Origin of the sequence: Limosilactobacillus viscerum (assembly GCF_947387525.1) — a bacterium.
Classification (GTDB): domain Bacteria; phylum Bacillota; class Bacilli; order Lactobacillales; family Lactobacillaceae; genus Limosilactobacillus; species Limosilactobacillus viscerum.
Genome location: NZ_CANDNW010000042.1, coordinates 1 through 10,679, shown reverse-complemented (window position 1 = coordinate 10,679; position 10,679 = coordinate 1). Strand labels below are relative to the sequence as shown.

Annotated in this window: 12 protein-coding genes and 1 other annotated feature; of the genes, 4 read left to right on the top strand and 8 right to left on the bottom strand. The window is 45.7% G+C overall.

Annotated features, from left to right (window positions below; translation table 11 throughout):
- Nucleotides 1–108: 108 nt before the first annotated feature.
- From greA to QOS07_RS08790, 8 genes are all read right to left on the bottom strand, one after another.
- Complete coding sequence (gene greA, locus QOS07_RS08825; RefSeq protein WP_283588585.1) at nucleotides 109–585, bottom strand: transcription elongation factor GreA; 477 nt, start codon at nucleotides 583–585, stop codon at nucleotides 109–111.
- Nucleotides 586–654: 69 nt separating this feature from the next.
- Nucleotides 655–1,305: a uridine kinase gene (gene udk, locus QOS07_RS08820; RefSeq protein ID WP_283588584.1), complete on the bottom strand. Its 651-nt coding sequence runs from the start codon at nucleotides 1,303–1,305 to the stop codon at nucleotides 655–657.
- A 71-nt stretch (nucleotides 1,306–1,376) separates the two neighbouring features.
- Nucleotides 1,377–1,727: an endolytic transglycosylase MltG gene (locus tag QOS07_RS08815; protein ID WP_283588583.1), complete on the bottom strand. Its 351-nt coding sequence runs from the start codon at nucleotides 1,725–1,727 to the stop codon at nucleotides 1,377–1,379.
- A gap of 67 nt (nucleotides 1,728–1,794) precedes the next feature.
- Nucleotides 1,795–4,212 carry a phenylalanine--tRNA ligase subunit beta gene (gene pheT / locus QOS07_RS08810; protein WP_283588582.1) on the bottom strand — a complete coding sequence of 806 codons (2,418 nt, stop codon included), beginning with the start codon at nucleotides 4,210–4,212 and terminating at the stop codon, nucleotides 1,795–1,797.
- 5 nt (nucleotides 4,213–4,217) lie between these two features.
- Nucleotides 4,218–5,264: a phenylalanine--tRNA ligase subunit alpha gene (locus QOS07_RS08805; protein WP_283588581.1), complete on the bottom strand. Its 1,047-nt coding sequence runs from the start codon at nucleotides 5,262–5,264 to the stop codon at nucleotides 4,218–4,220.
- A 39-nt stretch (nucleotides 5,265–5,303) separates the two neighbouring features.
- Nucleotides 5,304–5,512, bottom strand: a binding site (T-box leader).
- A gap of 46 nt (nucleotides 5,513–5,558) precedes the next feature.
- Nucleotides 5,559–5,897: a winged helix-turn-helix transcriptional regulator gene (locus QOS07_RS08800; RefSeq protein ID WP_283588580.1), complete on the bottom strand. Its 339-nt coding sequence runs from the start codon at nucleotides 5,895–5,897 to the stop codon at nucleotides 5,559–5,561.
- Between the two features lie 14 nt (nucleotides 5,898–5,911).
- On the bottom strand, nucleotides 5,912–6,418 hold the full coding sequence (locus QOS07_RS08795; RefSeq protein ID WP_283588579.1) for an HD domain-containing protein: 507 nt from the start codon (nucleotides 6,416–6,418) through the stop codon (nucleotides 5,912–5,914).
- A gap of 66 nt (nucleotides 6,419–6,484) precedes the next feature.
- A complete protein-coding gene (locus QOS07_RS08790) occupies nucleotides 6,485–7,258 on the bottom strand; it encodes a TrmH family RNA methyltransferase (RefSeq protein ID WP_283588578.1) in 774 nt (257 codons plus the stop codon).
- A gap of 101 nt (nucleotides 7,259–7,359) precedes the next feature.
- On the opposite strand from QOS07_RS08790, the gene QOS07_RS08785 reads away from it, so the two are divergent.
- From QOS07_RS08785 to QOS07_RS08770, 4 genes are all read left to right on the top strand, one after another.
- Complete coding sequence (locus QOS07_RS08785; protein WP_283588577.1) at nucleotides 7,360–7,632, top strand: acylphosphatase; 273 nt, start codon at nucleotides 7,360–7,362, stop codon at nucleotides 7,630–7,632.
- 87 nt (nucleotides 7,633–7,719) lie between these two features.
- A complete protein-coding gene (yidC, locus tag QOS07_RS08780) occupies nucleotides 7,720–8,661 on the top strand; it encodes a membrane protein insertase YidC (RefSeq protein WP_283588576.1) in 942 nt (313 codons plus the stop codon).
- 50 nt (nucleotides 8,662–8,711) lie between these two features.
- On the top strand, nucleotides 8,712–9,122 hold the full coding sequence (locus QOS07_RS08775; protein ID WP_283588575.1) for a peptide deformylase: 411 nt from the start codon (nucleotides 8,712–8,714) through the stop codon (nucleotides 9,120–9,122).
- A gap of 152 nt (nucleotides 9,123–9,274) precedes the next feature.
- Nucleotides 9,275–10,597, top strand: a complete 1,323-nt coding sequence (locus QOS07_RS08770) for an MATE family efflux transporter (RefSeq protein WP_283588574.1) — start codon at nucleotides 9,275–9,277, stop codon at nucleotides 10,595–10,597.
- The last annotated feature ends 82 nt before the right edge of the window (nucleotides 10,598–10,679 follow it).

Sequence of the window (10,679 nt, the reverse complement as noted above, 5' to 3'; positions counted from 1 at the left end):
TGTGGTGACACCATTAAAGACCTTTATGGGTTTTTTTGTCCACTAATATGTTCAACTTAAATTTTACAATCTGCCTATTACAGAGATATCGCGAGCTTTAATAAGTTATTACTTAACTTCCAAAATCTTAACCTTCATGGTACCATTTGGAATTTCGATTTCGACGTCTTCGCCAACCTTGTGACCAAGCAGGCCCTTGGCCATTGGTGATTCGTTTGAAATTTTACCGTTCAGTGGGTCAGATTCTGATTCACCAACAATCGTGTAGGTTTCCGGTTCTTCGTCAGGAAGTTCCTTGAAGGTTACTTCCCGGCCCATTGAAACTTCGTCCTTGTCGACGTCTTCGTTATCAATGATCTCTGCGTATTGCAACATATTTTCGATTTGGGCAATCCGGCTTTCAACCATTGCTTGCTCGTCCTTAGCTGATTCATATTCTGAGTTTTCAGAAAGGTCACCATAGCTACGAGCGATCTTAATCCGCTTGATAACTTCTGGACGACGCTTCATTTTGTATTCTTCAAGTTCATCTTCAAGCTTCTTTTTACCTTCTAAGGTCATTGGGTAAGTTTTTTCTTCAGCCATAAAAACTCTCACTCCTCATTAATAATTCAGTGGTAACATTACCATTTCTTCCAATGCTTGTAAACCGATTTATAGGGTATGACCGCGCTTTACCAGAATGTCACGAACCTTGGTCGTCAGCAAGTCAATTGCGACATGGTTTTCGCCACCCTCTGGCACGATAATATCGGCATACCGCTTTGTCGGTTCAACAAATTGGTGGAACATTGGCTTAACAGTTGCAAGGTACTGGTTAATAACTGAATCCAGTGACCGGCCACGTTCAGCCATGTCCCGCTTAATCCGCCGAATGATTCGAATATCATCGTCAGTATCCACGTATACCTTAATATCCATCAGGTCCCGCAAGCGTTCATCATCGAGAATCAAGATTCCTTCCAAAATAATAATTTCGGTTGGTTCAACATGCACCGTCTTGTCTGACCGGGTATATGCCTTGTAATCGTAAACTGGCATTTCAATTGCCTGGTTGTTCCGTAATTCGGATAGTTGCTTGATCAGCAGGTCCGTGTCAAAGGCTAGCGGGTGGTCATAGTTAACTTCTTTCCGCTCTGCCATCGTCATGTCAGCCTGGTCATTGTAATAAGTATCCTGGGTGATAATTTGAATATCTTGCCCCTTCAGCTCATTGTAGATTGCCCGACTAACCGTCGTTTTACCACTACCTGAACCACCGGTTACCCCAATAATAATCGGCCGTTTTTTCTCTTGATTACTCATTGATAAAGTTTGCTCCCTCTTTTAATTTAATCTGAAATAGTATACAGCACTATCGGCAACACGGCAACTATCTATCGAACTTTTGCCGCCCGACTATTCTGCAGTTGCCTGGTAATCTGTGGCACGGTTAATGACCGGTCAAGCGTAAACTGGCCAGCTTTAATGCCACTCGTCTTGTGCGTTTGCAAGTAGTATGAAAAAACATAAGAACTCCGCACCAGCCGCTTTTTCTTCAGGATTGCTCCTACTTCATCATCGGTAGCACCCTTGGGAATTGTTACCGTCACGCTTGCCCGGTTGTTGGGACTAACAGGCTGCAAAGCATAGTTAAAATACTGGTGAATTGTCAGTCCAGCAACCACTAACAGTGCCACTATCAACAGCACAATTTTGTTTTGTTGTTTCAGTTTTTGACTATCCATGTAACCGGCCACCTCGCTAATAAATAAGGGGCTACTAGCAGGTATGCCATAGTCCCTTACGACCTAATTAACGAATTTCTGCAGATAAGTCATCTTCCAGCGCATTCGTTACCTTTTCAAAGGCCTTATTTACTTGATCTTCCGTCAATGTATCGTTGTCATCCTGGTAAGTCAACGTGTAGGCTAATGACTTCTTGCCCTTTGGCAGGTGCAAGCCACTGTAGACGTCAAAGAGGTGAACCTTCTTTAGGTATGCCCCGCCACGCTTATTAATAATTGCCATTACATCGTCATTAGTAACGTCAGTATTAACCAGCAAGGCAATATCCCGAGTGATTGCTGGGTACTTGCTGATTGGGTGGTACTCGTTTGCAACCTTATCAGCAGCCAGCAGAGCTTCAAGGTTCAGTTCAAAGACATATGTTTCCGGAATCTTGTATTCCTTGGCAGTCGTTGGGTGAACTTGACCAATGAAACCTACCAGTTGGTCATCAATCATAATGTTAGCAGTCCGACCGGGATGCATTTCTGACCGACTATCATCGGCAACGTAAGAGATCTTGCCCGCAATTCCCAGGTTGTGGAGGTAGCGTTCAACGATTCCCTTCAACCGGAAGAAGTCAACTGGTTGATCATCCTTATGCCAGGAATTAGCAAGCATTTGGCCAGTAACCGCTGCTGCAAGGTGTTCTTGCTCCTCTGGACGTTCACCGCCCTTTGGTAGGAATACCCGTCCTTCTTCATAAAGGGCAACGTTGTCAACGTTCCGCGCAACATTGTAGGCAACGTCGAGCAGCAGGCCGCTGATAATGTTCATCCGGGTAGCCACATGGTCAGAACTCATTGGGAAGTCAAGCTTCATTGGTTCATCAACCGGGTCAATTTGGAATTGCTTGGCCTTCTCAACAGTCGTTAACGAGTAAGAGATTGCCTGGGTAAGCCCCATCCCTTCCATGTCATGACGGGTTGCACGGATAAACTTTTGCCGTGGGGTTAAACCACCATGATTCCGGGTCATTACTGGCAAGGTAGCGGGCAGGTTGTCGTAGCCATAAATCCGCGCAATTTCCTCGTATAAGTCGGCGGCCACAAAGATGTCCCAACGCCGTGGTGGAACAGTCACCGTGATTTGGTCATCACCAGCAGTTTCAACTGGGAATGCTAACCGGTTAAAGATATCTTCCACTTTGTCCATTGATAGTTCGGTACCAAGAACGTGGTTAATCTTAGCCAGTGAAAGGGTGATTTGCTTATCCTCTGCTGGCTTTTCACTGGCAGTTACGATTCCCTTGGTAACCTTACCGCCAGCCAGTTCACTAATTAATTCAGCAGCTTCGTCCAGGGCTGTTTCCACTGTTGCCGGGTTGATTCCCCGTTCAAAGCGCATTGAAGATTCACTGTGTAAGTCTAAGCGCCGGGCCTGCTTCCGGACCATAATCGGGTTAAAGATCGCTGCTTCTAAGGCAACCGTCTTCGTCTCATCCGAAACTGCCGTACCCTGGCCACCCATTGTACCGGCAAGTGCAACGGGCTGGTCATCAGTCGTAACCACGATATCATTTTCAATTAACTTATGTTCATCACCATCAAGGGTTACGAATGGTTCATCCTTCTTGGCGTGACGAACACTAAACCGGTGGCCAGGAAGTTGGTCGTAGTCGTAACTGTGTAATGGTTGACCATACTTCAACAAGATGTAGTTCGTAACGTCAACCACGTTATTAACGGGCCGGATGCCAGAATTCCACAGCTTGATTTGCAGCCAAAGTGGACTTTCCGCAATCTTTACATCCTTGATTACCCGTAACTTGTAAGTAGGAGCGATTGTTTCATCATTGACAACTGCTTCAACTAAGTCACTAGCGTTTTCGTCACTGTTTTCCTTAACTGACAGTTCCTGGAAGTGCGGCTTTAAGCCATAGAAAGCAGCGATGTCATTGACGTTGCCGTAGATGCTGAGCATGTCACCACGGTTAGGGGTAACATCTGTATCAATGATCGTGTCATCCATTCCTAAGTATGGGAAAACAGAGTCACCGGGCTTGGCATCGTCGGGAAGCAGGTAAATACCGTCATCATAATCCTTCGGGGCAATTTTATCACTAAAGCCAAGTTCTTGGAGTGCACACAGCATCCCGTTTGATTGTTGGCCACGGATCTTTCCCCGCTTAATCTTAACGTTGTCGCCGATCCGGGCGCCGTGCAAAGCGACGATTACCTTTTCGCCGGCAGCCACATTTGGGGCCCCACAGACGATTTGGATTGGTTCATCTTCACCAACATCAACTTGGCAAACATGGAGGTGGTCAGAATCAGGGTGTGGTTTACATCTTTTAACGTCACCAACCACGATTTTCTTTAAGCCGTCGCTCAGTGAGTAAACATCATTGATATCAACGGAAGTCCGCGCAATTTTTTCGGCTAATTCACGGGGTTCAACATCGATATCCAAGTATTCTTTAAGCCATTGGTATGATACTTTCATTTAGATTATCCTTTCTCGTCGAACTGATTCAGGAAACGAACGTCATTTTGGTAGAAGTTCCGGATATCATCAACCCCGTACTTCAACATTGCAAACCGGTCTGGTCCTAACCCGAAGGCAAAGCCGCCGTATTCTTCAGGATCAACGCCAGACATCTTCAAGACATTTGGGTGAACCATTCCGGCACCAAGTACTTCGATCCAGCCGGTGTGCTTACAAATTGCACAACCCTTTCCCATGCAGTTAAAGCAGGTAATGTCGGCTTCAACGGATGGTTCAGTAAATGGGAAGTAACTTGGCCGTAAACGAACCTGTAGCTTATCACCAAACAATGATTGGGCAACTACTTCCAGCGTCCCCTTGAGGTCGGCCATCGTAATATGCTTACCGACAACCATCCCTTCAATTTGGTTGAACTGGTGACTGTGGGTAGCATCATCAGTGTCCCGGCGGTAAACCTTACCGGGTGAAATCATCTTTAATGGTCCCTGGCTAAAGTCATGCTTTTCAAGCATCCGGGCCTGCATTGGTGAAGTCTGGGTCCGCATCAGTACCGTTGGCGTTACGTAGAACGTATCCTGCATATCACGTGCAGGGTGGTCCTTTGGTAAGTTCAGTTTTTCAAAGTTGTAAACTTCTTGTTCCACTTCATCACCAACAGCAACCTCGTAACCCATCGAAACAAAGAGGTCCACCACTTGGTCAATAATTTGCTGGATAACGTGTGACTGCCCTTGAGCAACCGGTGTTCCGGGCAGGGTAACATCTAACTTTTCTTCTGCCAACTGGGCATCCAGTTCCGCCTGTTCCAGTTCCGCCCGCCGGTCTTCAATGGCGGTAGTCAGTTCATCACGGACCTTGTTGGCAAACTTACCAACAACTGGCCGTTCTTCTGCACTTAATTCTTTCATTCCCCGAAGGACACTCGTAATTGGGCCCTTCTTACCAAGCATCTTCACCCGTACTTCATTGATCTTTTGCAGATCCTTAGAATTTCTGATTTCTGCCATTCCTTCGTCACGAAGTTGGGTTAGTTTATCCTTTAATCCCATTTTTTCAACTCCTTTTACAATAAAAAAAGCTCCATCCCTAATAGGGACGAAGCTTCGCGGTACCACCCTAGTTTATTAGTCAACGGACTAATACACTTAAGTCGATCAATAACGGTGATCAGCCGGAATACCATTACGTATCAGCTCTGAAAATGAAATTCACCAGCTTGCATTGACTACCACTTGCAGAATCCGTGGCAGCTCTCTTTCAACCCTTCCTGGCTACTAGTTTTCGTCATTGCTTTTATTACTTTAAACATTTTAGCCACTCACCGAAGTAAGGTCAAGCCAAAATTAACACCACTTGTCACTCCAATCGTGAACTGCCTTCATCACTGGGGCCAGTTCACGACCACGTTCAGTCAACGCGTAGTCAACCCGACTGCTGTCCGGATAAGTATTCCGAACAACAATTTGCTCATCCTCCAGCTCTTTCAACCGTTCGCAAAGGACCCGGTCACTGCATTTCGTAATTGCATTAGCAATATCTTTAAACCGTAAAGTTGGTTCCTCCAGTAACACCTCAATGATTAAACCATTCCATTTTTTCCCCAACATCATAAAGGTCTGGGTGAACTTTGGACAAAGTTTACAGTCCGTTTCCGTTGATTTCTTTTCAGCAAGTTTTGGCATCGTAACACTCCTCCCTACCAAGTTGTCCGCATCCGCCGTTTCTTAATCTTGCGCCGTAATTTAGCACGCATCGGGCTAAAGAACTCATGCTCCGCTTCAAAATCATCAACCAAAGAAACGATTAGGCTCTCTGGGTAACGAGGCGTTGCGAGTGTTGCCCCAAACATATGCTTTAAGATGATATCCTTTTCCTTCTTGTTCAGGGGGGTAATCTTTTCCGCATTCCGCAGTGCTACCCGTGGGTGAATGAAGGCATGGGTACCTAAATCAAATTTAGTTGTCCGCCAGTCATAGTAAAACATGTCGTGGAGCAACCCTGCACGAGCAGTACTCCGGTAATCCAGGTGCAGACGCTTAGCAATTCGATAACTATCATATGAAACTGCAATTGAGTGCTGCAAGCGGTTAGAATGATGGTGTTGGGTATATTTGGCAAGCTTTTGAACAGCAGGCTGTGCTAATAAATCACTAACAATCTCAACATACTCTTGGTCTTGACGCCATTCATTCTTTGTTTTCATGTAATACCCCTTTCCTATTGGTTGTTACTATCATGTTTGTTAACTCCCTAAATTGAAACCATTGTATTAATTTAATTCTTGGTTAAGTTGAAACATTAAGATACCAGCCGAAACTGCGACATTTAATGACTCGGCGTCACCGCGCATTGGAATATAGAGGTTGGCTGTCGTTTGCTTTAATAACTCATCAGACATCCCCTGTCCTTCATTCCCCATCACGAGAGCAAAGGTCTGTCCTGGATGAACCTCCCGAAAGTTTTTAGCTGCCGGATTTAACTGGGTACCATATACTGGCGCAGATAAATCTTTGAAATCATTAATCCACTTCCGGAGGTCACCTTCTAATAGTTGCAGGTGGAATTGACTCCCCTGCATCGACCGAACTACCTTCGGGCCAAAAATATCTGCGGACCGGTTGCCGACAACGACGCCGGTAAAACCAGCCGCATCAGCAGTCCGGACCATCGTACCCACGTTGCCAGGGTCCTGAACCCGGTCGAGGAATAGCCAAGCACCACTGATTGTTGATGGTACTTGGTGAGCGTCGGGCAGGTCAACTACCGCGGCAATCCCCTGTGGCGTAACCGTCTCGGTGATATGCCGCATAATCTCCGGCGTAACCACGTAAGCCTCATCAGCTAGGTTGACTAGGTCCTGGTGCGCATCTAATTGCTCATCGGTACCAATTAGCTGGTTAAGGTGGTTGCCGACCTTCACTGCTTCATTGACAAGGTGCCAGCCATCAAGTAAGTATTGACCACTTTGCCGCCGAAACTTTTTCGTCTGTAGTTTTTTCCAGTTCTTAACGTGTTGGTTGTGAACAGATGTTAATTCTTCCATTAATAACTACCTTTCTGTCTTTTAATTATACCATGAAACATTGGTGTACAATACAGTCAAACCATTTACTATTTAATAAAATTTCATTAAGGAGGAGCGCAATGATTAACTACCAATTAACAGTGGGCGGGTTAGTCCAAGGGGTTGGCTTTCGCTGGTCTTGTCTTCGGCTAGCCCAACAATTAGGTGTGGTGGGCCTCGTTAAGAACCTTTCAACTGGTCAAGTATACATTGAAGTTCAGGGAAACCCAAATGCTGTCACTAAATTTATCAACCAGGTTGCCAAAGGACCAACGCCCTATGCTCAGGTATGCGACATTCAGCAGGAAGAAGCCCCGTTAAAAGACTACCGCTCTTTTACAATTCGCCGATAATTGCCTTGTCCCGCTAGCAATTAAGTGCGCTTTAAGTTAAGATATGTAGTGTTACGCAATCTAATTTCAAGGAGAAATAAATAACGCATGAAACATAAGAAGATTACCATTGCCGGTCTCTTGTCCCTCATGCTCCTCACGCTCAGTGGCTGTGTGCGGACAACGAAGAGCGGTAAGCCATATGGTTTCGTTTATGACTACATGGCTAAACCAATGCAGCACCTGATGGAATGGTTAGCCGCCCACCTTGGTAACAACTATGGTTGGGCAATCATTGTCATCGTAGTGGTTGTGCGGATGATCCTTTTGCCTGTTATGTTCTCGCAAATGAAGAAATCCACCATTACTCAGGAAAAGATGGCAAAGGTTCAACCATTAATCAAGGAATTATCAGCCAAGCAAAAGGCTGCTAAGACGCCAGAAGAACAGGCAGCAGTTAGCCAGCAAATGATGGCGCTCTACCGGGATAATAATATTAGCTTAACCGGGGGGATCGGTTGCTTACCACTGTTGATTCAGTTGCCTGTCTTCGCTGCCCTCTATGCAGCAATCCGGTACTCACCCGACCTGTACCACGCAACCTTCTTCGGTATTCCGCTAGGGAAGCCAAGCATCCTTTTCGCGATCTTATCCTTCATCGCATACGCGGCCCAAAGTTACCTTGGTTTAGTCGGTGTGCCAGAAGAACAGAAGAAGCAAATGAAGATGGCCATCTGGATGAGTCCATTTATGACCTTCTTCATTTCCCTTTCTTCGTCAGCTGGTTTAGGGCTTTACTTCTTCATTGGTGGTCTGTTCGCTATTCTTCAAACATTGATGATCAATGCTTACCGGCCACGTATCCGCAAGCGGATTGAAGAAGAGCAAAAGAAGAACCCGATTAAGATGCCAGAAGCACCGAAAACTTCCCAAAGTAAAACGGCGGACGCAATCAACCAGCTAAAAGAAAGCGGCAAATCAAGCAAGTCCCAGGAAATTGAAAATCGGAACCGGCAGCGTAATGCTGGTAAACAACATCATCGCCAATAAGGCAAGGGTCGGAATTTTCCGACCTCTTTTTATTTCGGAGGTAAACGCTCATGATTAAAAACATCAATAAAGATATAAATATCCTACAACAGAAAAGCATCCCCGCAACAAGGGCCGACCTTGCAATTGGCCAGGACCTAAAAGATACCCTCACCGCTAACGCCGACCGCTGCGTTGGGATGGCTGCCAATATGATTGGGGTCAATAAACGGGTAATCATCGCGGCGGTCGGGCCACTACAACTAGTGATGTTTAACCCTGAAATTATCGCAAAGAGCAACCCTTACCAAACTAAGGAGGGGTGTCTTTCACTAAGCGGCCAACGACCAACAACGCGCTACCAAAAGATCAAAGTACGCTTTTATAATGAACAGTGGCAGCAACAGGAACTAGCACTTGCTGACTTCCCCGCCGAAATTGTCCAGCACGAGGTTGACCACTGTAACGGAAGATTGATTTAACTGTACTTTATGTTAATTTTTTTGTAAGATAATTAATTGTTATAAATAAGGACCGCAAAATCGCCGGGTTTTGCTAAAATTATTTTTTGTTCTCTGACAGGCGCCCACCCTTAACCGGATGGGGGATGAGAGCTCACAAGGAGGACGTACAAATGAAAGCAATGATTAATGGTGAAGTTCGTCATTATGTTACCCGTAACGTAATTGCTACTCTTGGGCTGTCATTATACGTAATAATCGACACCCTTTTTATTTCGATCGCTGCTGGTGCTCTTGGCCTCGCCACTCTTAATATTGTGCTACCAATCTTTAGTATTTTTAATGCCACCGGTCTCTTACTTGGTGTCGGTGGTGCAACGATTTTTTCGCTAAATAAGGTTTTGCACCCAGAAAAAGTGAAGGACTTGTTTAGCCAGCTGATTACCTTTGCCGCTCTTTTCGGGACCGTGGTTGCTATTTTACTAGTGACTTTTGCCCACCCCGTGGTTGACTTTTTAGGTGCCGATGACCAGACCCGGCAAATGGCAATGATTTACTTGCGAATTGCTGCCTGGAGTGGTCCCTTTTACATGTGTAGCTACATTTGCGTTAACTTTATTCGAAATGACAATAATCCTACACTGACCATGAAGGCGACCCTCACTGAAACATTAACGGTGATTGCAATTGACTGGTTCTTTATCTTTGGCTGCGGCTTAAAAATTGAGGGTGCCGCCCTCGCCGTTTTATTTTCACCAGTCATTAGTCTCCTCGTCCTGACACGCCACCGGAAGTTTCCGGGACGGCAGCTGACCCTTCACTGGCAGTTGCCGAACCTAAAGACAGTGGGACGGGCGGCTAGTCTTGGTACCGCATCTGCACTGAGCGAGTTAAGCAATGGTGTTAGTATTTACTTTTTCAACCACGTCTTACTCCAGCTGGCAAATAATTACGCGGTAGCTGCCTACGGTGTAATCTCCAACATCGCCATCGTTGTTCTAGCAATCTCTAATGGGGTCGCCCTCGGGGTGCAGCCAATTGCTAGCCGTGAATTTGGCGAAGGCCATTTTGCCAATGTCCGGCAGGCACTTAAGCGGGGAATCCAGATTACTCTTAGCTTGGCAGTAATTAACTTTATCATCTTAATCACCTTCAAGATGCCAATTATTGACCTCTTTAACACTGAACATTCCAGTCAGCTAGCAGCCTATGCCAGCACCGGTCTCCCAATTTACTTTACGGGAATCTTCTTTATTGCATTGAACCTAATGATGATTCTATTTTTAACGGCTATCAATATGGCCAGAGCATCATTTACCTTGTCGCTGTTACGCGGCTACCTGATTCTTTTGCCTGCCATTCTCATAATGGCTAAGCTGTTTGGAATTAATGGTGTATGGGCCGCAGTTCCTTTCACTGAAATTGTCGTCTTTATCCTTGCTACAATCGTTGTTACCCAGCAAATTAAAAAATGGAATTCTGAAGTGGAGCTGTGACCCAACCCCGGTTAGGGCCTGATGGCTAGCATAGGACGATCGTTAGCACGGAACGGGCTAGCGATTGTCCGTAGCTAGACAC

Excerpts from the sequence above, each read along its gene's own strand:
- QOS07_RS08800 (WP_283588580.1), bottom strand. The coding sequence starts at position 5,897 with ATGCCAAAACTTGCTGAAAAGAAATCAACGGAAACGGACTGTAAACTT.
- QOS07_RS08790 (WP_283588578.1), bottom strand. The coding sequence starts at position 7,258 with ATGGAAGAATTAACATCTGTTCACAACCAACACGTTAAGAACTGGAAA.
- QOS07_RS08795 (WP_283588579.1), bottom strand. The coding sequence starts at position 6,418 with ATGAAAACAAAGAATGAATGGCGTCAAGACCAAGAGTATGTTGAGATT.
- greA (WP_283588585.1), bottom strand. The coding sequence starts at position 585 with ATGGCTGAAGAAAAAACTTACCCAATGACCTTAGAAGGTAAAAAGAAG.
- QOS07_RS08805 (WP_283588581.1), bottom strand. The coding sequence starts at position 5,264 with ATGGGATTAAAGGATAAACTAACCCAACTTCGTGACGAAGGAATGGCA.
- QOS07_RS08815 (WP_283588583.1), bottom strand. The coding sequence starts at position 1,727 with ATGGATAGTCAAAAACTGAAACAACAAAACAAAATTGTGCTGTTGATA.
- QOS07_RS08770 (WP_283588574.1), top strand. The coding sequence starts at position 9,275 with ATGAAAGCAATGATTAATGGTGAAGTTCGTCATTATGTTACCCGTAAC.
- udk (WP_283588584.1), bottom strand. The coding sequence starts at position 1,305 with ATGAGTAATCAAGAGAAAAAACGGCCGATTATTATTGGGGTAACCGGT.
- QOS07_RS08775 (WP_283588575.1), top strand. The coding sequence starts at position 8,712 with ATGATTAAAAACATCAATAAAGATATAAATATCCTACAACAGAAAAGC.
- QOS07_RS08785 (WP_283588577.1), top strand. The coding sequence starts at position 7,360 with ATGATTAACTACCAATTAACAGTGGGCGGGTTAGTCCAAGGGGTTGGC.
- pheT (WP_283588582.1), bottom strand. The coding sequence starts at position 4,212 with ATGAAAGTATCATACCAATGGCTTAAAGAATACTTGGATATCGATGTT.
- yidC (WP_283588576.1), top strand. The coding sequence starts at position 7,720 with ATGAAACATAAGAAGATTACCATTGCCGGTCTCTTGTCCCTCATGCTC.